At 50.4% G+C, this 21,935-nt stretch carries 24 protein-coding genes, 1 pseudogene and 1 other annotated feature; of the genes and pseudogenes, 14 read left to right on the forward strand and 11 right to left on the reverse strand.

Annotated elements, in window-relative coordinates:
* Positions 1 to 17: 17 nt before the first annotated feature.
* On the reverse strand, positions 18 to 638 hold the full coding sequence (locus BZK41_RS04890; RefSeq protein ID WP_003833336.1) for an L-threonylcarbamoyladenylate synthase: 621 nt from the start codon (positions 636 to 638) through the stop codon (positions 18 to 20).
* Positions 635 to 1,513, reverse strand: coding sequence for an RNase AM (rnm, locus tag BZK41_RS04895; protein ID WP_008784938.1), 879 nt, complete (start codon positions 1,511 to 1,513; stop codon positions 635 to 637). The genes BZK41_RS04890 and rnm overlap by 4 nt, the downstream gene beginning before the upstream one ends.
* A 135-nt stretch (positions 1,514 to 1,648) precedes the next feature.
* Here rnm and trpL point away from each other — a divergent pair, with 135 nt between their 5' ends.
* The 6 genes from trpL (at position 1,649) to trpA (ending at position 8,317) form a co-directional block, all read left to right on the forward strand.
* Complete coding sequence (gene trpL, locus BZK41_RS26840; RefSeq protein WP_191229385.1) at positions 1,649 to 1,693, forward strand: trp operon leader peptide; 45 nt, start codon at positions 1,649 to 1,651, stop codon at positions 1,691 to 1,693.
* Positions 1,670 to 1,764 (forward strand) — a sequence feature (Trp leader region). (Overlaps the previous gene by 24 nt.)
* 23 nt (positions 1,765 to 1,787) lie before the next feature.
* Entirely contained in the window at positions 1,788 to 3,350 is a 1,563-nt protein-coding gene (locus BZK41_RS04900; RefSeq protein WP_079937385.1) for an anthranilate synthase component 1, read from the forward strand.
* On the forward strand, positions 3,350 to 4,945 hold the full coding sequence (gene trpD, locus BZK41_RS04905; RefSeq protein ID WP_079937386.1) for a bifunctional anthranilate synthase glutamate amidotransferase component TrpG/anthranilate phosphoribosyltransferase TrpD: 1,596 nt from the start codon (positions 3,350 to 3,352) through the stop codon (positions 4,943 to 4,945). The genes BZK41_RS04900 and trpD overlap by 1 nt, the downstream gene beginning before the upstream one ends.
* Before the next feature lie 3 nt (positions 4,946 to 4,948).
* Positions 4,949 to 6,307, forward strand: coding sequence for a bifunctional indole-3-glycerol-phosphate synthase TrpC/phosphoribosylanthranilate isomerase TrpF (gene trpCF / locus BZK41_RS04910; protein ID WP_079937523.1), 1,359 nt, complete (start codon positions 4,949 to 4,951; stop codon positions 6,305 to 6,307).
* 10 nt (positions 6,308 to 6,317) lie between these two features.
* On the forward strand, positions 6,318 to 7,511 hold the full coding sequence (gene trpB / locus BZK41_RS04915) for a tryptophan synthase subunit beta (RefSeq protein WP_003020645.1): 1,194 nt from the start codon (positions 6,318 to 6,320) through the stop codon (positions 7,509 to 7,511).
* Positions 7,511 to 8,317, forward strand: coding sequence for a tryptophan synthase subunit alpha (trpA, locus tag BZK41_RS04920; RefSeq protein ID WP_079937387.1), 807 nt, complete (start codon positions 7,511 to 7,513; stop codon positions 8,315 to 8,317). Before trpB ends, trpA begins: the two co-directional genes overlap by 1 nt.
* Positions 8,318 to 8,349: 32 nt before the next feature.
* On the opposite strand, the gene BZK41_RS04925 is transcribed toward trpA, so the two are convergent.
* On the reverse strand, positions 8,350 to 9,822 hold the full coding sequence (locus BZK41_RS04925; protein ID WP_079937388.1) for a GGDEF domain-containing protein: 1,473 nt from the start codon (positions 9,820 to 9,822) through the stop codon (positions 8,350 to 8,352).
* A gap of 186 nt (positions 9,823 to 10,008) precedes the next feature.
* On the reverse strand, positions 10,009 to 10,284 hold the full coding sequence (locus BZK41_RS04930; protein ID WP_079937389.1) for a hypothetical protein: 276 nt from the start codon (positions 10,282 to 10,284) through the stop codon (positions 10,009 to 10,011).
* 259 nt (positions 10,285 to 10,543) lie between these two features.
* Between BZK41_RS04930 and BZK41_RS04935 the strand changes: the two genes are divergently transcribed.
* Positions 10,544 to 10,981 carry a hypothetical protein gene (locus BZK41_RS04935; protein WP_253193745.1) on the forward strand — a complete coding sequence of 146 codons (438 nt, stop codon included), beginning with the start codon at positions 10,544 to 10,546 and terminating at the stop codon, positions 10,979 to 10,981.
* A gap of 432 nt (positions 10,982 to 11,413) precedes the next feature.
* On the opposite strand, the gene BZK41_RS04940 is transcribed toward BZK41_RS04935, so the two are convergent.
* Entirely contained in the window at positions 11,414 to 12,130 is a 717-nt protein-coding gene (locus BZK41_RS04940) for a YebC/PmpR family DNA-binding transcriptional regulator (protein WP_003020658.1), read from the reverse strand.
* A gap of 427 nt (positions 12,131 to 12,557) precedes the next feature.
* On the reverse strand, positions 12,558 to 13,196 hold the full coding sequence (gene ompW, locus BZK41_RS04945) for an outer membrane protein OmpW (RefSeq protein ID WP_003833354.1): 639 nt from the start codon (positions 13,194 to 13,196) through the stop codon (positions 12,558 to 12,560).
* Positions 13,197 to 13,479: 283 nt separating this feature from the next.
* Here ompW and BZK41_RS27465 point away from each other — a divergent pair.
* The 4 genes and pseudogenes from BZK41_RS27465 to yciA all read left to right on the forward strand — a co-directional run.
* Positions 13,480 to 13,566, forward strand: a pseudogene (locus BZK41_RS27465) (YkgJ family cysteine cluster protein); the annotation flags it as partial.
* A 28-nt stretch (positions 13,567 to 13,594) separates the two neighbouring features.
* On the forward strand, positions 13,595 to 14,338 hold the full coding sequence (locus tag BZK41_RS04950) for a YciC family protein (protein WP_079937391.1): 744 nt from the start codon (positions 13,595 to 13,597) through the stop codon (positions 14,336 to 14,338).
* A gap of 54 nt (positions 14,339 to 14,392) precedes the next feature.
* Positions 14,393 to 14,932, forward strand: coding sequence for a septation protein A (locus BZK41_RS04955; protein WP_003020667.1), 540 nt, complete (start codon positions 14,393 to 14,395; stop codon positions 14,930 to 14,932).
* Positions 14,933 to 15,097: 165 nt separating this feature from the next.
* Positions 15,098 to 15,499, forward strand: coding sequence for an acyl-CoA thioester hydrolase YciA (gene yciA, locus BZK41_RS04960; RefSeq protein ID WP_003020670.1), 402 nt, complete (start codon positions 15,098 to 15,100; stop codon positions 15,497 to 15,499).
* A 64-nt stretch (positions 15,500 to 15,563) separates the two neighbouring features.
* Here yciA and tonB read toward each other — a convergent pair whose 3' ends face one another.
* Complete coding sequence (gene tonB / locus BZK41_RS04965; RefSeq protein ID WP_172313086.1) at positions 15,564 to 16,292, reverse strand: TonB system transport protein TonB; 729 nt, start codon at positions 16,290 to 16,292, stop codon at positions 15,564 to 15,566.
* Positions 16,293 to 16,507: 215 nt separating this feature from the next.
* On the opposite strand from tonB, the gene BZK41_RS04970 reads away from it, so the two are divergent.
* Positions 16,508 to 16,804 (forward strand): YciI family protein, encoded by a 297-nt coding sequence (locus BZK41_RS04970; RefSeq protein WP_003020675.1) that lies wholly within the window; start codon positions 16,508 to 16,510, stop codon positions 16,802 to 16,804.
* Between the two features lie 50 nt (positions 16,805 to 16,854).
* Here BZK41_RS04970 and BZK41_RS26845 read toward each other — a convergent pair whose 3' ends face one another.
* Entirely contained in the window at positions 16,855 to 17,028 is a 174-nt protein-coding gene (locus BZK41_RS26845) for a YciY family protein (protein ID WP_003020684.1), read from the reverse strand.
* A 142-nt stretch (positions 17,029 to 17,170) separates the two neighbouring features.
* Here BZK41_RS26845 and cls point away from each other — a divergent pair, with 142 nt between their 5' ends.
* Together cls and BZK41_RS04980 are read left to right on the forward strand one after the other, a co-directional pair.
* Positions 17,171 to 18,631: a cardiolipin synthase gene (cls, locus tag BZK41_RS04975; RefSeq protein WP_079937392.1), complete on the forward strand. Its 1,461-nt coding sequence runs from the start codon at positions 17,171 to 17,173 to the stop codon at positions 18,629 to 18,631.
* 34 nt (positions 18,632 to 18,665) lie between these two features.
* Positions 18,666 to 18,995, forward strand: coding sequence for an HI1450 family dsDNA-mimic protein (locus BZK41_RS04980; protein WP_003020691.1), 330 nt, complete (start codon positions 18,666 to 18,668; stop codon positions 18,993 to 18,995).
* Between the two features lie 37 nt (positions 18,996 to 19,032).
* Here the strand turns inward: BZK41_RS04980 and BZK41_RS04985 are convergent, their stop codons facing one another.
* Genes BZK41_RS04985 through oppD form a run of 3 tightly spaced genes read right to left on the reverse strand, consistent with a single transcriptional unit; the run spans position 19,033 to position 21,930 of the window.
* Positions 19,033 to 19,869, reverse strand: a complete 837-nt coding sequence (locus BZK41_RS04985) for an ion transporter (RefSeq protein WP_079937393.1) — start codon at positions 19,867 to 19,869, stop codon at positions 19,033 to 19,035.
* A gap of 46 nt (positions 19,870 to 19,915) precedes the next feature.
* Positions 19,916 to 20,920 (reverse strand): murein tripeptide/oligopeptide ABC transporter ATP-binding protein OppF, encoded by a 1,005-nt coding sequence (gene oppF / locus BZK41_RS04990; protein ID WP_003833363.1) that lies wholly within the window; start codon positions 20,918 to 20,920, stop codon positions 19,916 to 19,918.
* Positions 20,917 to 21,930, reverse strand: a complete 1,014-nt coding sequence (gene oppD / locus BZK41_RS04995; protein WP_003833364.1) for a murein tripeptide/oligopeptide ABC transporter ATP-binding protein OppD — start codon at positions 21,928 to 21,930, stop codon at positions 20,917 to 20,919. The genes oppF and oppD overlap by 4 nt, the downstream gene beginning before the upstream one ends.
* Between the last annotated feature and the right edge of the window lie 5 nt (positions 21,931 to 21,935).

A 21,935-nucleotide genomic window follows, 5' to 3' on the forward strand; every position in this document is an offset into this window, starting at 1 on the left:
TATAGCGGTTCGCGCCCTTATAAGAAAGGTTTAACGTCACCTACGCCTTCACGCAACACCACCGGAGAATCGTCGGTTAAATCGATGACCGTGGTCGGTTGCTGGCCGAGATAGCCACCATGGATAATCAAATCCACCAGTTTTTCCAGACGGTCTTTAATTTCTTCCGGATCTGACTCGGTAAATTCACTGCCCGGCAGCATCAGTGATGTAGAGAGCATCGGCTCGCCCAGCGCTTCCAGCAACGCCAGCGCAATCGGATTCGACGGCACACGCAGGCCGATGGTCTTACGTTTTTCCTGCAACAAACGGCGTGGAACTTCTTTCGTCCCTTTCAGGATGAAGGTGTAGTTGCCCGGCGTGTTGTTTTTAATTAAACGGAAGGCCACGTTGTCGACAAAAGAATAGGTCGACAGTTCGGACAAGTCACGGCACATCAGCGTAAAGTTGTGCCCGTCCGGCAGGTGACGGATGCGGCAAATGCGCTCCATTGCGCCTTTATCTTCAATTTTGCAGCCCAACGCATAGCCGGAGTCGGTTGGATAGACGATCACCCCACCTTTACGCACGATTTCAACGGCCTGATTGATCAGTCGCTGCTGCGGGTTTTCGGGATGAATATAAAAAAACTGGCTCATACTTTCCTCTCTGTGATCTCGGGCTGCTCCCAAAGTTGCCAGACGCCTTCTACGCCTGCGGGCAACCAAAGTTTACGCCCCAACTCAATCCATGGGCAGGGTAGATGAAAATCAGACCCTTGCGATGCCCACAGTTGATGCGAACGCGCAAGCGTCGCCAAATGGGTGCGTTCATTGGGAGACTGCTGGCACTGTGCAACTTCCATCGCGTCGCCGCGATGTTCAGCAAAATGTGCAACCAGTCTTTTCAGCCACTTAGCGCTAAGATCGTACCGCCCAGGATGAGCCAGAACAGCCTTACCGCCAGAATGATGAATGACATCAATAGCTTGTTCTATTGTACACCACTGTGGCGGAACGTAACCGGTTTTCCCACGGGCAAGATATTTTTTAAAGACATCCGCCATGGTTGTGGCTTTTCCGCATTCCATCAGGAAACGCGCAAAATGGCCCCGCGTCACCGCCCCGCCATCAGCCAGGCGTAACGCCCCTTCCCACGCGCCGGGGATATGCGCTTTGTCGAGTCGTTCAGCTATCAGGCGCGCACGCTGCTGACGACGTTCCGTTTGCTGCGCCAGAAACTCGCACATCATGGGATGGGCGATATCAATGTTCAGACCCACTATATGGATCTCATGGTTTTCCCAGACCGTTGATATCTCTACGCCAGGGATCAAATTTAACGCTAAACCCGAACGTGAAATTTCTTCTCTTGCCGCCGCAATGCCCGCCGTGGTGTCATGATCGGTGATCGCCAGTGTACCGACTCGCATCTCTACCGCACGGTGTACTAAGGCTTCTGGGGTTAATCGCCCGTCGGAGGCTGTAGTATGACTGTGCAGGTCATAAATCACTGCGTAATTCGTGTCGCTCAAGGCGGCTCCCGTTTCAATAAATGTCGTAACATGCCCATCATAGCGGTTTCGACAAATATACTGAAATCAGGTGTTGACTTTATTCCATCGAACTAGTTAACTAGTACGCAAGTTCACATGAAGAAGGTATCTGAAATGAAAGCAACATTTTTTCTGCACGGTTGGTGGCGCACTTCCTGATTTCGGGCAGTGTCTTACGTCTGCAATATGCAACCAGATACCCAGCCCGCCAAATGAGCGGGCTTTTTTTTGAACAAAATTAATGAGAATAACGATGCAAACACAAAAACCGATACTCGAACTGCTTGCCTGCGATGCCGCCTACCGTGAGAATCCGACGGCGCTGTTTCATCAGGTGTGTGGCGCACGTCCGGCAACGTTGCTGCTGGAATCTGCAGATATCGACAGCAAAGACGATCTGAAGAGCCTGCTACTGGTCGACAGTGCATTGCGCATCACCGCTCTCGGTGACACTGTCACTATTCAGGCGTTATCCGCTAACGGCGCATCGCTGCTGCCCTTGCTGGATGCTGCCCTGCCCGCTGGCGTTGAGAATGAAAAACAGCCGAATGGTCGTCATCTGCGATTCCCCGCCGTCAGCCCATTGCTGGATGAAGACGCCCGCTTATGTTCTCTTTCCGTATTTGACGCTTTTCGCTTACTGCAGGAGCTGGTGAATGTTCCTGTGCAAGAACGTGAAGCGATGTTCTTCGGCGGTCTTTTTTCCTACGACCTGGTTGCCGGTTTTGAAGATTTACCTCAGCTTGAAGCGGGCAACCGTTGCCCTGACTACTGCTTCTATCTGGCAGAAACGCTGATGGTTATCGACCACCAGAAAAAAAGCACCCGTATTCAGGCCAGTATTTTTACCCCTAATGATGCTGAAAAACAGCGTCTTAACGTTCGTCTGGCGCAGTTGAGCCAGCAGCTTACCGAGCCTGCGCCGCCGTTGCCGGTCACTGAAGTCCCACAGATGCGCTGCGAGTGCAATCAGAGTGATGAAGAGTTTGGCGCCGTAGTACGTGGCATGCAAAAGGCGATTCGCGCGGGCGAAATTTTCCAGGTGGTGCCATCCCGCCGTTTCTCGCTGCCCTGCCCATCTCCGCTGGCGGCCTACTATGTGCTGAAGAAAAGTAACCCCAGCCCATACATGTTTTTCATGCAAGACAACGATTTCACGCTGTTTGGCGCCTCCCCGGAAAGCTCGTTGAAATACGATGCCACCAGCCGCCAGATTGAGATCTACCCGATTGCCGGCACTCGCCCGCGTGGTCGTCGTGCGGACGGTTCGCTTGATCGCGACCTCGACAGCCGTATCGAGCTAGAGATGCGTACCGACCATAAAGAGCTTTCTGAGCACCTGATGCTGGTTGACCTTGCGCGTAACGACCTGGCGCGCATCTGTACGCCTGGCAGCCGCTATGTTGCTGACCTCACCAAAGTCGATCGTTACTCCTTCGTTATGCACCTGGTTTCGCGCGTGGTCGGCGAACTGCGTAGCGATCTGGATGTACTGCACGCTTACCGCGCCTGTATGAATATGGGCACATTAAGCGGAGCGCCAAAAGTTCGCGCTATGCAGCTTATCGCCGAGGCAGAAGGTCGTCGCCGTGGCAGCTACGGCGGCGCGGTAGGTTACTTCACGGCGCATGGCGATCTGGATACCTGCATTGTCATTCGCTCCGCCCTCGTGGAAGACGGTATTGCCACCGTACAAGCCGGTGCCGGGATTGTTCTGGATTCTGTACCGCAGTCTGAAGCCGATGAAACCCGTAATAAAGCGCGCGCGGTTCTGCGTGCTATCGCCACCGCGCACCACGCACAGGAGACCTTCTAATGGCTGACATTCTGCTGCTCGATAATATCGACTCTTTTACCTATAACCTGGCGGATCAGCTGCGTACTAATGGTCACAACGTGGTGATTTACCGCAACCATATTCCGGCCCAGACGTTGATTGACCGCTTAGCAACAATGAAAAATCCGGTGCTGATGCTCTCTCCAGGCCCTGGTGCGCCAAGCGAAGCAGGTTGCATGCCGGAGCTGTTAACCCGCCTGCGCGGCAAGCTGCCGATCATCGGTATTTGTCTGGGACACCAGGCCATTGTTGAGGCCTACGGCGGATATGTGGGCCAGGCTGGAGAAATCCTGCACGGCAAAGCGTCCAGCATTGAACACGACGGTCAGGCGATGTTTGCTGGTCTGGCGAATCCGCTGCCGGTGGCACGCTATCATTCGCTGGTTGGCAGCAACGTTCCTGCTGGATTGACCATTAACGCCCACTTTAACGGCATGGTGATGGCGGTGCGTCACGATACCGACCGCGTCTGCGGCTTCCAGTTCCATCCGGAGTCAATTCTGACCACTCAGGGCGCGCGTTTGCTGGAACAAACGCTGGCCTGGGCGCAACAGAAGCTTGAACAAACCAATACGCTGCAACCCATTCTGGAGAAACTGTATCAGGCACAGACGCTGTCCCAGCAGGAAAGCCACCAGCTGTTCTCTGCCGTGGTACGCGGTGAACTGAAGCCGGAACAACTGGCTGCGGCGCTGGTGAGCATGAAAATTCGTGGCGAACACCCGAATGAGATTGCCGGTGCAGCAACCGCGCTGCTGGAAAATGCCGCGCCGTTCCCGCGTCCTGATTATCTGTTCGCCGATATTGTCGGTACCGGCGGCGACGGTAGCAACAGCATCAATATTTCTACCGCCAGCGCCTTTGTTGCGGCAGCTTGCGGACTGAAAGTTGCCAAACATGGCAACCGCAGCGTCTCCAGCAAGTCTGGTTCTTCGGATCTGTTAGCGGCATTTGGCATCAACCTGGATATGAACGCTGATAAATCCCGTCAGGCGCTAGACGACCTCGGGGTGTGCTTCCTGTTTGCACCGAAATATCACACCGGTTTTCGCCATGCCATGCCAGTACGCCAGCAGTTGAAAACCCGCACGCTGTTTAACGTGCTCGGCCCGTTGATTAACCCGGCGCATCCGCCGCTGGCGCTGATCGGCGTTTACAGCCCGGAACTGGTGCTACCCATTGCCGAGACGCTGCGCATGCTGGGATATCAACGAGCAGCCGTGGTTCACAGTGGTGGCATGGACGAAGTTTCGCTGCATGCACCGACCATTGTGGCAGAGCTGCACGATGGGGAAATCAAGAGTTATCAACTGACGGCAGAAGACTTTGGTCTGACGCCTTACCACCAGGAACAGCTGGCTGGCGGCACACCGGAAGAAAACCGTGACATTCTTAGTCGCTTGTTACAAGGTAAAGGTGAAGCCGCTCATGAAGCTGCTGTTGCCGCGAATGTCGCCATGTTAATGCGCCTGCACGGTGAAGAAGATTTAAAAGCCAATGCGCAAACCGTGATTAATGTACTGCGTAGCGGTGCGGCCTATGACCGCGTCACTGCACTGGCAGCAAGAGGGTAAATGATGCAAACCGTTTTAGCGAAAATTGTCGCAGACAAGGCGATTTGGGTAGAAGCCCGCAAACAGCAACAACCGCTGGCCAGCTTTCAAAATGATGTTCAGCCTGGCTCACGTGATTTCTACGATGCGCTGCAAGGTGCGCGCACCGCCTTTATTCTGGAGTGCAAAAAGGCATCTCCATCAAAAGGCGTGATCCGTGATGACTTCGACCCGGCACAAATTGCTGGCGTCTATAAACATTATGCTTCCGCGATCTCTGTACTGACCGATGAGAAGTATTTCCAGGGGAGCTTTGATTTCCTGCCCATCGTCAGCCGCATCGCACCGCAGCCGATTCTGTGCAAGGACTTTATTATCGATCCTTACCAGATTTACCTGGCACGTTTCTACCAGGCGGACGCCTGTTTGTTGATGCTGTCGGTGCTCGATGATGAGCAATATCGCCAACTCGCTGCCGTCGCCCACAGTCTGAAAATGGGCGTACTGACCGAAGTCAGCAACGAAGAAGAGCTGGAGCGTGCTATCGCACTGGGCGCCAAAGTCGTTGGTATCAACAACCGTGATTTACGCGACCTGTCGATTGATCTGAATCGCACCCGTCAACTGGCACCGCGACTGGGTCACGGTGTGACCGTCATAAGCGAGTCCGGGATCAACACCTATGGTCAGGTGCGCGAGCTCAGCCATTTCGCCAACGGTTTTCTGATTGGCTCCGCGCTGATGTCGCATGATGATCTGCACGCCGCCGTGCGTCGCGTACTGCTCGGCGAGAATAAAGTCTGCGGTTTAACCCGGGCTCAGGATGCAAACGCAGCATACGAAGCGGGCGCCATTTACGGCGGCTTGATTTTTGTACCCACATCGCCGCGCGCGGTCAACGTTGCACAGGCGCGAGAGGTCATGACAGGCGCGCCACTGCAATACGTCGGGGTATTTCGCAACTCAGATATTACCGACGTGAGCGCAACAGCGGCGGAGCTGGGACTAGCTGCCGTGCAACTGCACGGTAACGAAGACCAGGCCTATGTTGACGCCCTGCGCGAGGTACTGCCCACACAGGTACAAATCTGGAAGGCGCTCAGCGTCAGCGAGACGTTGCCAGCCCGTGATTATCAGCATGTCGATAAATACGTCTTCGACAACGGCCAGGGCGGCAGCGGTCAACGCTTCGACTGGTCACTTTTAGGCGGACAATCGCTGGATAACGTTTTACTGGCAGGCGGACTTGGCGCAGATAACTGCGTTGACGCAGCAAAAACCGGCTGTGCCGGTCTCGATTTCAATTCTGGCGTAGAGTCACAACCGGGCATCAAAGATGCACGTCTTCTGGCTTCGGTCTTTCAGACGCTGCGCGCATATTAAGGAAAAGGACATGACAACATTACTCAATCCGTACTTTGGCGAATTTGGCGGTATGTATGTGCCACAGATTCTGATGCCTGCCCTGCGCCAGCTGGAAGAAGCTTTTGTCAGCGCGCAAAAAGATCCTGAATTTCAGGCGCAGTTTACAGACCTGCTGAAAAACTATGCGGGTCGCCCAACCGCACTGACCAAGTGCCAGAACATTACTCAAGGCACCAACACAACGCTGTATCTCAAGCGTGAAGATTTACTGCACGGCGGCGCGCACAAAACCAACCAGGTGCTGGGTCAGGCGTTGCTGGCGAAGCGCATGGGCAAAACGGAAATTATCGCCGAAACCGGCGCGGGTCAGCACGGGGTTGCATCTGCTCTCGCCAGCGCATTGCTGGGTCTGAAATGCCGTATTTATATGGGTGCGAAAGACGTTGAACGCCAGTCGCCTAACGTTTTCCGTATGCGTCTGATGGGTGCTGAAGTCATCCCGGTTCACAGCGGTTCCGCCACCCTGAAAGATGCCTGTAACGAAGCGCTGCGCGACTGGTCTGGCAGCTACGATACCGCGCACTACATGCTCGGTACGGCGGCTGGCCCGCACCCCTTCCCGACCATTGTGCGTGAGTTCCAGCGCATGATCGGTGAAGAAACCAAGGCGCAGATTCTGGAAAAAGAAGGTCGTCTGCCGGACGCCGTTATCGCTTGCGTGGGTGGCGGTTCTAATGCCATCGGTATGTTCGCCGACTTTATTAATGAAACCAGCGTCGGTCTGATTGGCGTAGAGCCAGGCGGTCACGGGATTGAGTCTGGAGAACACGGCGCGCCGTTGAAACATGGTCGTGTCGGGATTTACTTCGGCATGAAGTCCCCGATGATGCAGACCGAAGAAGGACAGATCGAAGAGTCTTACTCTATTTCTGCAGGGCTGGACTTCCCATCGGTTGGGCCACAGCACGCGTACCTGAACAGCATTGGCCGCGCCGATTATGTTTCAATCACCGATGATGAAGCACTGGAGGCCTTCAAAACGCTGTGTCTGCACGAAGGAATTATTCCGGCACTGGAATCCTCCCATGCCCTGGCGCACGCGTTGAAAATGATGCGTGAAAATCCGGAAAAAGAGCAGTTACTGGTGGTTAATCTCTCCGGTCGCGGCGACAAAGACATTTTCACCGTACACGATATTCTGAAAGCGCGAGGGGAAATCTGATGGAACGTTACGAAAACCTGTTTGCACAGCTGAAGGACCGCAAAGAAGGTGCTTTTGTCCCCTTCGTAACCCTGGGCGATCCGTCTGTTGAGCAGTCACTGAAAATCATTGATACGCTGATTGAGGCCGGTGCCGACGCGCTTGAGCTCGGCATTCCGTTCTCCGATCCGCTGGCCGATGGCCCAACCATTCAGGAAGCCACCTTGCGTGCGTTTGCCGCTGGCGTCACACCATCGCAATGCTTTGAAATGTTGGCGCTGATTCGCCAGAAGCATCCGACGATTCCCATTGGGTTGCTGATGTATGCCAACCTGGTCTTCAGCAAGGGCATTGACGAGTTTTACGCCCAGTGCGAAAAAGTGGGTGTGGATTCTGTGTTGGTAGCCGATGTGCCTGTTGAGGAGTCTGCCCCGTTCAGAACTGCAGCGCTCCGCCACAACATCGCACCGATTTTCATCTGCCCGCCGAACGCTGATGAAGAACTGCTACGCCAGATTGCCTCTTACGGCCGTGGCTACACTTATCTGCTTTCACGTGCAGGTGTGACCGGTGCAGAAAATCGTGCGGCATTACCGCTGCATCATCTGGTTGAAAAGTTGAAACAATATGATGCTCCGCCTTCTTTACAGGGCTTTGGTATTTCTGCGCCTGAACAGGTCGCTGGTGCTATTGAAGCCGGTGCTGCCGGTGCAATTTCCGGCTCGGCAATTGTGAAAATCATTGAGAAAAATGTTGCGGCACCGGAACAGATGCTGGCTGAGCTGAAAGCGTTTGTCAGCGCGATGAAAGCCGCCACCCAGCAGTAAGTTAAATCAACCGCCAGAGACAGCTGGCGGTTTCACCCTTCTTTCGTGTGCTTCATTCTATACATAGCGCTATCCGCATTCTGAATGGCCACATCCAGTTCATCGTTCACCTCTGCAATTCCCCACGATACTGACAATGGCACTGTATGGCCGTCCACCACAAACACATGACTGGTCACCTGCCCGCTAATACGTTGCGCGATTGCTATGGCGTCAGTTGCCTGCGATCGAAACAGCAGGATCATAAATTCATCCCCGCCGGTACGAATCACAATATCGTGGCTGGTACGGGTGTTTGACAGCATCCTGTTGGCGATAATTTGCAGCGCGCGATCTCCTGCCGCGTGGCCCCAGGTATCATTGACGGCCTTGAATTTATTGCAATCCAGTAGCACCACCGAACAGTGTGATAAATCCCGACGCTTGATAATGTCGAGTATTCGGCGGTTAAAACAGCCGGTCAGAGTATCGATATAAACCTTGAGGTCGCTTTCATTCAGCCATGATTTGAGTGAGAAACTGATCATGATGAAAAAGAACGGCGCCAGCAGAATCACGATCCCAGCATGAGTATCGCGTACCATAAAACGACCTAATGATAGCGAATAGTGCAGCGCATATTTCTCCGAAAAATTGCGCACCATAAAGCGGGATTGACTTGTACATTTGCCGGATAAACACAGACTCTCATGGTTTGTTAAATTCACCAACTCCACATTCAGCTCCGGTGGAATTTGGTTGTCAAATGCCTGGGCTAACGCCTCCTGCAATTCGGGCTTTGAATGGTCATAGACCAGATAGGCTACGATTTGGTCTGATATCTCTTTGCCAGACAGATCGTAGATATAACTCACCACGCTGTAAGCTTTTTCACCGGTAATTTTATCGGTATAAAAATTCGTCGAACTAAGGGCTTTGTTTTTGACGTTTTTTTGCAGTAATCGGGTATAGAAATCGACGGGCGGGTAGAAAAATTGAGTGATATCCCGCGCCATTTCAGAATTTGAGAAACTGAAATTGCGTGAATCGGAAGCCATAAACCAGTAAAAATAATCTGAATTTTTGGCGATGATATAACGATGTGCATCGAAGCTGCCCGGGTTTAGCTCATTGACCATACCGCGAATAAATTCAGCCGCCGTATACATACACAGCGCGTTGTGGCTGGTTTGCTGGGCAACCATTGTCCCCGTCGCCGAATGCAGTCGCTTTGGATCGGCGTTAATTCCCCATTCATCCTCATCCCGGAGAACAAATTGTGAAATATCGCCGCATTGTTCCCCCGTTTTGATATGGTGATAACGCTCACCAATCGCATCGGCGATCAGCTCGTTATCGTTAAAAATGTCCATCATGCGCGCTTGCAGGCGGTTGACACCTTCGCTGGCAGCAGCCATTCGCTGTTCATAAATAATAAACAGAAACAACGAAGTAAATATCAACGTAATGAGCCCTGATACCAGCAGTGCCTGCCTGTTTCTGAGCTTATCCTGCACAATCTTCACGAGTCCACCCTGATAGTTAACAGTATTGCCAAATCGGTTACCCGTTTATGTTGTTGCATAACAGCGTTGTACGTTGATAGAGAATGTTTGCTACTCCGAAGCAGGTAAGTTGATGTAGCCCGCAGTCGCGCGCTTAGGTTACAGATTTATACATTAAAAGCACATATTTGTTAACATAAGCGCAAACTAATCATCACCTTCGATAGGATATCCTACCCGCCGGATGGCCTCGCGGCAGTCGTTTACGCCTGCGGCATAGCCCGCCTCAATCTCACAAACCGGACTTGCGCTGCAATAAGGTAGTGTAACCGGAGTCGCAATAATTTTCTCCAGCGCCTCAATTTTATCCATGTAAAGCAATAACTCACGTGCAGCACTCACGGCAAACGCTGCCGTTTGATCTTCGGAGAACGGTTCCAGAAGTGTGATTTTTTGCTGTAGCAGATGGCGGGTCAACATCATCAGCAATACCCTCAAAGTTGGTTTGCTTAAAGAGTAGCACTACATCAAAGGGGAGAAAGGCTCGATGTTTTCCCCAGAATTTTTAAATGAAGAACGAGGGGAATGTTTCCTGGTTGCTAACCACTGTCAGGCATGCCCGGAATCTATACAGTTCAGTCATCCTGGTTGTGCAGCTATTAATTAAGTTGACTTCAAAAAGTCCCTTGCGAGACACTGCTTTAAAGCATACCAAATATGGGTGAACTTGTTGAGACATCTGTTGATTAAATTAGTTGTGTTAAGCGTTGGATTTTTAAGCGCTGGGGACATACTGGCAAATACTCCGGAACAGGTAGTCACCGCTTTCCAGAGGGATTATAAATATTGGAATGACCAGTCATTCCAGAGAAATCAGAACGATGGAAAGCAAGAAGTTATGCTCCAGGCCCAGAAGGGTTGGAATGAGCTTTTGAAAAAATATACAAAACCTGGTTTTCAGGGCGAACCTATAGCTTTTGGTTCTGAGTCTAGTCATGACCCTGAGCAAGAGAAGATCATATCGGTTCAGATTACTGAAAAAATAGCGCTCGTAACGACAAAATTATCAAGGCAGTATTATTCACCTATTTATGAATATCAATTGTCCAAAGAAAATGATACCTGGTATCTATCTCAGATTTTTTTAGTTGATGACGATGGAAAATATCCGAGTTTGTAATAACAGTGTACTTGTACTCATTGTTTCCATACTGCCTGAGACTGTCAATTGGTGGACTACCCTGAGCATGAAGCGGACAACATAATCTGATAAAAAGTCTGATGAAATCATCACTGATAATGTCGGGACAACGATGAGTGAGGAACTCACGTTGTGCTTGCATCAGGATGACCTGGAATGATGGAGTTAACATCTCAATTGTTCATAGCAGCACTGAGTGGATTCAGGATATCGCGGGGCGTATTGGACGTATAACGTTTATCGCGTACCGAAGAAGTTAAGGCCAGAGATTTTAATTATTACATTTTCTTTTTTAAGATAGTGGTTTTTATCTTTTTTTTAGAATAGACATATCTGGCCAGACATTCTTCTTCATAACAACTCTATGAGTTAAAAAAATCTGCCATAATGACAGATTCCTTTAATCTATCATTAGAGATTTGCAACGTTATGATATACTTTTTGAACATCATCGTCATCTTCAAGGGCATCAACAAGCCCTGCAAAGACTTCTAAATCTTCTGGTGAAAGTTCAATTTCTGATTGAGCAATCATCTCTAATTCTGTGGTAGAGAATTCAGTAATCCCTGCTGCTTTTAGAGCTGCAATGCCTTTGTGAAGATCTGTAGATTCTGTATAAATAACGATGTTTCCTTCTTCTTCGGTTACATCACGAACATCTACTTCAGCATTAAGCAAAATTTCAAAAATATGATCAGGATCTGTTCCTTCAAATACAATCACTCCGGTATTGTCAAACATATAGCTGACAGAACCAGCCGCCCCGATATTCCCGCCTTTTTTATTAAAAATTGAGCGGACATTAGCAATCGTACGGTTAACATTTGAAGTCAATGTTTCAGCGATAATCAGTGAGCCACTGGGACCAAAGCCTTCATAACGTCCTTGCACGAACGTTTCATCGCTGCCGCCTTTGGCTTTATCAATGGCTTTATCAATAACGTGTTTGGGAACCTGCGCTTGTTTCGCACGTTCAATAACGAATTTTAAAGATGTATTTAATTCTGGGTCTGGTTCGCCTTGTTTAGCAGCTGCATAAATTTCTACACCGAATTTTGCATATACATTAGACGTTGCACCGTCTTTAGCTGTTTTTTTAGCAACAATATTTGCCCACTTACGTCCCACTGGAATGATCTCCTCGAAAATTCATTTACATAGTCGACAGGTAAATAACCTAGCATTACATTATATCATGATGTATAAATCCTCGTCCATGAAAAATAAAATATCCAAATTTTACGATATGTTACTTTAATTTTATCAATAGTTAACATTTTGGATAAATTATCCCCTGACTATCTTCAGGTTTTTTTGTGCGTAATAAATGAACCGCAACAATAATGCATAAGAGAAGAGAAACAAAAGTGATATTCCAGATAAACACACTGGCTATTAAAGTTAGCGCAGTACTGCTTATAGCGAGGTATCGACACACAAATTTTGTCAGGCCAGAGGCGCAAAATAATTGCCGATCAAGACAATGACACGTGTGGAAAAGAATGGAAAAACTGGCCATTTGATGACCAGTTTTACAGGGATTTTGCAGAAGAACTTAAAAACGATAACCCGCAGAGAACATAAACACCCACGGATCGAGGCGTACGCTGTCTCGCTGCTGGACGCCACCCATTTTATAGCTTGCGGTGGTATCGATATCCATGTACCACACCGACATGTTAATCAGCCAGTCACGGTTAATCAGATAGTCCATACCAACTTGCCCTGCTGCGCCCCAGGAATCTTTCAGACTCAGGTCCGATAATCCCGTTTCTTTACCGTTGTCGTTAAAGCCTTCATCGAAGAAGGTCGTGTAGTTCACACCAACACCTACGTACGGACGCAGTTTACTGCTGGAGTCACCGAAGTACCACTGCGCCATTAACGTCGGCGGCAAATGATGTACGGTGGCAATATCACCGGTTGCAGCAGTGCCAATTTTATGGCGGAACGGCGTAGCTGCCAGTAATTCAACACCAATATTGTCGGTTGCCATGTAGGTAAACGTCAGACCCAACTGCGTGTTATTGCTGACATCAAAGCCACCTAAGCTGCCCAGCGTACCACCTGCACCCTCCGTCGGCCTGACGGTGGCTGAACCTGCACGAATAAAGAACTCTCCAGCCTCATGCGCAAATGCGTTACCAGAGAGAAGAGTTGTTAAAGCCAATGCTGCAACTGTTAATTTTTTCATGTCCGCTCCATCGTTATGGTTATAAAAGCGGAACGAATATACCCACATTGGAGTAATAAGTGATCTAACATGGATCACATTGACTTTGATAATTTAACATTTATTGATCCAGATTAAGTTAGAACTTGCATTCAAAATCCTGGTTAAATTAATTCAGATCAATTTTGATATATTTTCAATGTGCAAGTACCTCCGACTCATTGCTGATGGGCGTTGGATGTCTGCGCATGATGCGCAGATAACAAACAGCGTTCATGCATAACGCTGAAGTCATAGTCAAAAATTACCGCAGCTTTACAAAGATATGCTTTTCCATACGTCGCGCGATGCTGCCACTGTAGAGTTATCCAGGGTACAATTGCCCGCAAATGAACACCTGCAAAACTCAAGGAGAGTGCATGTCTATCACGGCGAAGTCCGTTTACCGTGACACGGGAAACTTTTTCCGTAATCAATTCATTACCATCTTGCTGGTATCGTTGTTGTGCGCGTTTATCACAGTGGTGTTAGGGCATGCCTTTTCCCCCACTGACGCACAAATTGCGCAACTCAGTGAAGGCGATCAGTTAACCAGCAGCGTGGGGTTGTTCGATCTGGTGCAAAACATGACCCCGGAGCAGCAGCAAATTTTGCTACGCGCTTCCGCGGCGTCGACGTTTTCCGGTCTGATTGGTAACGCCATCCTCGCCGGGGGGGTCATCCTGATGATTCAGCTGATTTCAGCAGGTCATCGGGTTAGCGCATTACGCGCCATCGGTGCCAGTGCGCCAGCTCTGCCGAAGCTGTTTATTCTGATTTTTCTGACTACTCTGCTGGTGCAAATCGGTATTATGCTGGTTGTTGTTCCCGGTATTCTGCTGGCCATCCTGCTGGCACTCGCACCTGTGATGTTGGTACAGGACAAAATGGGTGTCTTTGCCGCGATGCGTAACAGCATGCGTCTGGCGTGGTCGAATATGCGACTGGTTGCGCCGGCAGTGATCGGTTGGTTGCTGGCAAAAACGCTGCTGTTGCTTTTTGCGCCAAGTTTTGCAGTACTTACGCCGAATGTAGGCGCGGTATTGGCGAATACGCTGAGCAATATGATCTCCGCCGTGTTGCTGATCTATTTGTTCCGCCTGTACATGCTGATTCGCCAATAAACCCTGAACGCATTCCGGGCTTGTACCCGGTGCTTTTGATGACGGAATCGAAGAATGAAGCAGTTTCTTGATTTTTTACCGCTGGTTGTCTTTTTTGCTTTTTATAAGCTTTATGACATCTATGCGGCGACCTCGGCGCTGATTGTCGCGACGGCTGTAGTGTTGATTTACAGCTGGGTTCGCTATCGCAAGGTCGAGAAGATGGCGTTAATCACCTTTGTCCTGGTGGCCGTATTTGGTGGCCTGACTATTTTTTTCCACAACGATGAATTCATTAAGTGGAAAGTAACAGTGATTTACGGGCTGTTTGCTGGTGCTCTGCTGGTTAGCCAGTGGGTAATGAAAAAGCCGCTGATTCAACGCATGTTAGGTAAAGAGCTGACCCTGCCGCAGCCGGTGTGGTCGAAACTTAATTTAGCCTGGGCCGTCTTTTTCATCCTGTGTGGTCTGGCGAATATCTATATTGCATTTTGGCTACCGCAGAATATTTGGGTCAACTTCAAAGTGTTCGGCCTGACCGCCCTGACTTTATTCTTTACGCTGCTGAGTGGAGTCTATATTTACCGTCATCTGCCGCAAGAAGATAAATCGTAATACATGCTCGCCAGATCTGCGGATCTGGCGAATTTTTATCCCCTCGCGTTCCATTGTGCTGACAACCTGACTTACATCTGCTCTGCACGCCGCATCCCCTCTGTTCTCAACGCACAAATTCTAGTAGCATCGCGCCTGTAATCTTTCTCTATAGTCGGTTCTACAATGACAACAACGAATAACACTCCCCAGGGTGAACTGGTTTTACGTACTCTGGCCATGCCTGCAGATACCAACGCGAACGGTGATATTTTTGGCGGTTGGCTGATGTCACAAATGGATATAGGTGGCGCGATTCAGGCCAAAGAGATCGCACATGGTCGTGTGGTAACGGTGCGGGTTGAAGGAATGAGCTTTTTGCGGCCGGTCGCCGTTGGTGATGTAGTGTGTTGCTATGCGCGCTGTGTAAAACGCGGGACAACCTCAATCAGCATCAATATTGAAGTTTGGGTGAAGAAAGTCGCTTCTGAACCAATTGGGCAGCGCTATAAGGCCACCGAAGCTCTGTTTATCTACGTTGCCGTTGATAAAGACGGGAAACCGCGTCCAATTCCCACTTTGGCCTGATAGCACACGCCAGTAATGCTATCCGGCAATCATCACTCTTGATCATTGCCGGACGGCCTGATGCTTACTCGATCTGCGTTGTGCCGTTTAATTTGAAAACAATATTCACCACGAGTCCGGAACCGGGTTTACCTGCCTCATAACGCCATCTACGCATCGCGTTTTTCACTTCACGCTCAAACATATTGGCAGGCTGTGCAGACAGGATCTCCACATTTTCAACCCGACCATCCGGCGTTACGTTAAATTTGACCTTTACCCGCCCTTCAATGCGCAGCGCCTGAGCTCGCGCCGGATACTGAGGCTGATTACGGCTTAAAGCGCGTGGACCTGATGGCGCACTGACCACCGGTTTGCTGGTAGTTGCCGGCGCGGTATTGGTCATTGTGCGCGTAGTTGCCGTATTTTCCAGTGGGGAGGTCGGACGCGGTTCTGCTGGTTTAACATCGCGTTTCGGCTGCTCTTCCACCTTTTTCACCGGTTTTGGCTTCGGTTTAGGCTTGGGCTTCGGTTTTTCAATCACCACCGGCGCCTCTTTTGGTGGCTCTGGAATCGGTTCTGGTTCCGGTTCAGGCTCGACAACGGGTTCCGGCGGCGACTGAACGGCCTGAGGCGGTTCAAGGTCGGCAGGCGCGACCATCGTGACAGAGATCGGCTGCGCTGGCGCAGGCAGTTCAATAACCTGATGTACCGAGGTATACAGCAAACCAGCCACTACGGCACCATGAATGCCGACAGATAGTAAAGTTGGCCAGGGAAAGCGACGAGGTAAATCAAGGGTCATTGAAGTCATAATCGTTTCAGTAAAAAAACCAGGCCCTGATTTTAAATGCAAATAGCAATCATATTCAATAAGCCCGTGGCGGTAACTGACATTTAAAACGCGATTTTATGATAAAAAACCGCTTGCCGAGTACGGCCTTAACATATCAGTTATCTTTCCGTTGCAGTTGTTAGGCCTTTCCAATAACGTTATTAACGACTTTTACCGTTCAAGGAGCCCTACCCGTGCTGTATGTTATTTACGCTCAAGATATCGCAGATTCTCTCGAAAAACGTCTCTCCGTGCGCCCTGCTCATCTGGCTCGCCTGCAACTCCTTCATGACGAAGGTCGTTTGCTCACGGCGGGCCCCATGCCAGCGGTCGATAGTAACGATCCCGGTGCGGCGGGTTTTACCGGCTCGACGGTGATTGCCGAATTTGAATCTTTGGAGGCGGCACAGGCGTGGGCGGAAGCCGATCCGTATGTTGCAGCGGGCGTTTATGCGCAGGTTTCAGTAAAACCGTACAAAAAAGTATTTTAAAAACAGAACGCAAAGCAGACATTGGGCACCGCCAGCGGTGCCCTTTTTGATCAGATACTGTGGATCGCAAACAGCAACGAGTTGCGTTGATGGTTGAGAATGCACTTTCTGATAGTGTGGATACGCATATTACGACGCGATTGTCCTTCAAGCCAACGTGCTTTACGGCGGCTAGCCTGACGCAGCATCCGCCAGCGTCCCACTTCCGTTCTACTACGCTTCATGTTTACTACTCTTTCAGTCACTGAGCGGCCATTATAACGCCAGACCGAATGCAGACCAGTGGTTTTCCCGTGTTTTTATTTGCCAGATTAATCCTGATGCGTAAACTCTTAACAATACGCTTTCAAAAGGATTTTTAAATTTATGACAACCTTCTACACCGTGGTGAGTTGGCTGGTCATTCTGGGTTACTGGGTACTCATTGCTGGCGTAACATTACGCATTCTAATGAAACGACGCGCAGTGCCCTCCGCAATGGCCTGGCTGTTGATCATCTATATTCTGCCATTGGTAGGGATCATTGCTTATCTGTCCTTTGGTGAACTCCACTTGGGCAAGCGACGTGCCGAACGCGCCCGGGCAATGTGGCCTTCAACCGCCAAATGGCTGAACGACCTCAAGGCCTGCAAGCATATTTTTGCCCAGGAAAACAGCAGCGTCGCCTCTTCGTTATTTAAACTGTGCGAGCGCCGCCAGGGAATAGCCGGGGTTAAGGGAAACCAGCTGCAGTTGCTCACCAGTTCAGATGACGTGATGCAGGCGCTGATCCGTGATATTCAACTGGCGCGCCACAACATCGAAATGGTGTTCTACATATGGCAGCCTGGCGGTATGGCCGATCAGGTAGCCGAGTCGTTAATGGCTGCCGCGAGACGTGGCATTCACTGTCGTCTGATGCTGGACTCCGCTGGCAGCGTGGCGTTCTTTCGCAGCCCTTGGGCGGCGATGATGCGTAACGCAGGTATCGAGGTTGTAGAAGCGCTGAAGGTGAACCTGATGCGTGTATTTTTACGCCGTATGGACCTGCGTCAGCACCGCAAAATGATCATGATCGATAACTACATTGCTTATACCGGCAGCATGAACATGGTCGACCCGCGTTTCTTCAAACAGGATGCGGGTGTCGGGCAATGGGTTGATTTAATGGCGAGAATGGAAGGTCCTGTCGCCACTGCTATGGGCATTGTCTATTCCTGCGACTGGGAAATTGAGACCGGAAAGCGCATTTTGCCTCCGCCACCAGACGTCAATATCATGCCGTTTGAGCAGGCCAGCGGCCACACCATTCACACTATCGCCTCGGGTCCTGGTTTCCCAGAAGATTTGATTCATCAGGCGCTGCTAACCGCTGCTTATTCAGCGCGTGAATATTTAATTATGACCACCCCCTACTTCGTCCCCAGCGACGATCTGTTGCACGCAATCTGCACGGCGGCGCAGCGTGGGGTTGACGTCAGTATCATTCTTCCACGTAAAAATGACTCCCTGCTGGTTGGCTGGGCAAGCCGGGCCTTTTTCACTGAGTTGTTGGCGGCTGGCGTTAAAATTTATCAGTTCGAAGGTGGCTTACTGCACACCAAGAGCGTACTGGTCGATGGCGAGCTGAGCCTGGTCGGTACGGTTAACCTGGATATGCGCAGCCTGTGGCTCAATTTTGAAATCACGCTGGTCATTGATGATGCCGGATTCGGCGGCGATCTCGCGGCAGTACAGGATGATTATATTTCGCGTTCCCGCCTGCTTGATGCCCGTTTGTGGGTAAAACGACCACTCTGGCAGCGGATGGCAGAGCGACTGTTTTACTTCTTTAGTCCGTTGCTGTAAAAGGTGCCCATCAGACAGTAAACAGGTAGTCATTATGGATATGGATTTGAACAATCGCCTGACCGAAGACGAAACGCTTGAGCAGGCTTACGACATTTTTCTCGAACTGGCTGCGGACAATCTGGATCCAGCCGACATCATTCTGTTCAATTTGCAGTTTGAAGAGCGTGGCGGTGCCGAGTTGTTCGATCCGGCAGAAGACTGGCAGGAGCATGTTGATTTTGACCTGAACCCTGATTTCTTTGCCGAGGTGGTGATTGGTCTGGCAGATACAGAAGACGGCGAGATTAACGATATTTTTGCGCGCGTTTTATTATGTCGCGAAAAAGATCATAAGCTCTGCCATATTCTCTGGCGCGAATAATCAAAACAAAAAGCTGCTCTCGCAGCTTTTTTCATTTTTAGCCCGGTAGTTTACTTCCGCAGCGGTTACAAAACTGCGCGCTATTTTCATGCTGTGCCTGCTGACATTGAGGACATTTTCGTTGATGTCCACGCTGCTGAAACGCACTGCTCATGTGTGTGGTAATCAATCCCGTTGGTATCGCAATCACCGAGTAACCAATCAGAATAAGCACAGACGCGACCATCCGTCCCAACGGTGTGTGCGGCGTAATATCACCATAACCGACGGTGGTTACCGTAACAATTGCCCAATACACCGACGCGTTCAGTGTAGTAAAGCCATATTTTGGCCCTTCAATCAGATACATCATCGCGCCGAAAACAACCATCAGGATGGCAATAAAAGAATAGAACAGCATTAGCTGATGCCGGGCGCTTTTTAACGCATTCCAGAACACGCGCAGAGAAGGCATAAAGCGCAATAGCTTGAGAATACGCAGCACGCGCAGGACGCGCATCGCTCGCCAGGCGAAGACATAGCTCAGACTGATTTCAGGCCAAAGCCACATCACATACAGCGGCAGGATAGTGGCCAGATCAATAATCCCCCAAAAGCTAAACACATATTTAGCGGGATTAGCCCAGCAGCATAAGCGAAGAAGATATTCGAGGGTAAAGACCAGAGTGATAAAGATCTCCAGCCAGACAAAAACGCGCCATTCCTCGAAGGTTAAATGGTATTGCGTCCCTACTCCGGATTCAATGAAGATAACAATAACGCTGAGCAAAGCGAACAGCGCGCACATACCTTCAAAACGACGCCCTGAGCGGGTGTTTAAATCGAATAATTTACGATAGAGCGCGCGGCGGACAGAAGAGACTAAACCTGACACATATACCTCACCAAAAAGAAGGGCTGACCTTTGTCAGCCCTCAGGATTATAGCGGGTCTACTTTCAGGCAGGAAACTGCGTGTCGGAAACTTCCTTCGAGAACCGGGCGCGTTTTTGCGCATTCCGGTCCGGCAATCGGGCAGCGCGTACGGAACACGCAACCGGAAGGAGGATTAATCGGGGACGGTAACTCGCCTTCCAGCAACTGGATAACCTTGTTCCTTTCCTGATCGGGGTCGGGAATCGGCACTGCAGACATCAGCGCTTTGGTATAAGGATGCAGCGGGTTATGGTACACCTCATCATAGGTCCCTAATTCCACCGCGTGTCCAAGATACATAACCAGCACACGGTCGGAGATATGTTTAACCACCGCGAGGTCGTGAGCAATGAAGATTAACGATAATCCCATTTCGCGCTGAAGCTGTTGCAGCAGATTAACCACCTGAGCCTGGATTGATACATCCAGCGCCGAAACCGGTTCATCGCAGATAATCAATTTCGGTTCAAGGATCAGCGCGCGGGCAATACCAATACGCTGACACTGGCCACCGGAAAACTCATGTGGGTAGCGGTTAATCAGGTTAGGCAGTAGTCCAACCTTCATCATCATCGCCTTCACACGGTCGCGGACTTCCTGACCAGGAAGATTCGGATGATACGTTCGCAGCGGTTCGGCAATGATTTCACCAATGGTCATGCGCGGGTTTAACGATGCCAGAGGATCCTGGAAAATCATCTGGATATCGCTGCGTACTTCCCGCCACTCATCGGGTTTCATGCCCAGTAAATCTTTACCCAGCCAGGCAACCTTTCCATCGGTGGCCTTCACCAGGCCGATAATCGCACGGGCAAAGGTCGATTTTCCGCAGCCTGATTCACCGACCACGCCCAGGGTTTCGCCCTCATACAGTCGCAGGGTTACGCCATCAACCGCCTTCAGGGTTTTAGTCGGTTGCCAGAACCACTGTTTGCCATCTTTAATATCAAAATGGACTTTAAGGTCGGCAATCTCAAGGAGCACTTTACGTTGTTCGGTCACCGCATTCATACTAGTTCCTCCACCGGCTTAAAGCAGGCACGCAGGCGGCCTGGACTAAACTCCTCCAGTGGCGGAGCACTGCTACAGATTTCCATCGCATGCGGGCAACGCGGCTGGAATGGACAGCCTTTTGGTAGACGCAGCAGGTTCGGTGGATTGCCCGGTATAGTGAGCATCTCTTCCCCTTCTGCATCCAGACGAGGTACGGCATTTAGCAAACCAATCGAATACGGATGAACGGGCTTATAAAAGACATCCCGCGCACTGCCGTATTCCATAGTACGTCCGGCATACATCACCAGGACTTTATCGCAAATACCGGCAACAACCCCCAGATCATGGGTGATCATGATAATCGCGGTGTTGAATTCGCTTTTCAGTTCATTCAGCAGCGTCATAATTTGCGCCTGTACCGTTACATCAAGCGCAGTGGTCGGTTCATCGGCTATCAGTAATTTGGGCCTGCACAGCAGTGCCATGGCGATCATTACGCGCTGACGCATACCACCGGAGAATTCATGCGGATACATTTTCATACGCTTACGCGCTTCCGGCATCTTCACCGCATCCAGCATTCTGACTGACTCTTCAAAAGCTTCCGCTTTGCTCATGCCTTTATGCAGCATCAGAACTTCCATCAACTGCTCCCCAACCCGCATGTACGGATTGAGAGACGTCATCGGGTCCTGGAAAATCATCGAGATTTGCTCGGCGCGCAGTTTGTTCAGTTCACGTTCCGGTAAATTCAGAATTTCACGCCCGTTGAACGTTGCGGAGCCCCCGATACGACCATTCGCCGCCAACAGGCCCATCAGGGCAAAGGCTGTTTGCGATTTACCCGAACCGGATTCACCGACAATACCCAACGTTTCTCCGGCTCGCAGAGAAAAGTTTAAATCGTTGACCGCAGTAACATCGCCGTCGGGGGTCGCAAACGTCACGCGCAGATCTTTTACGTTCAGCAGTGCGTTAGCCTGTTGTTGCGCGAGCGGCGCGGTTGAGGTTTCAATTACGCTCATGGCTG

The sequence above is a fragment of the Citrobacter sp. A316 genome (assembly GCF_002042945.1).
In the GTDB taxonomy this organism is placed as follows: Bacteria; Pseudomonadota; Gammaproteobacteria; order Enterobacterales; family Enterobacteriaceae; genus Citrobacter; species Citrobacter portucalensis.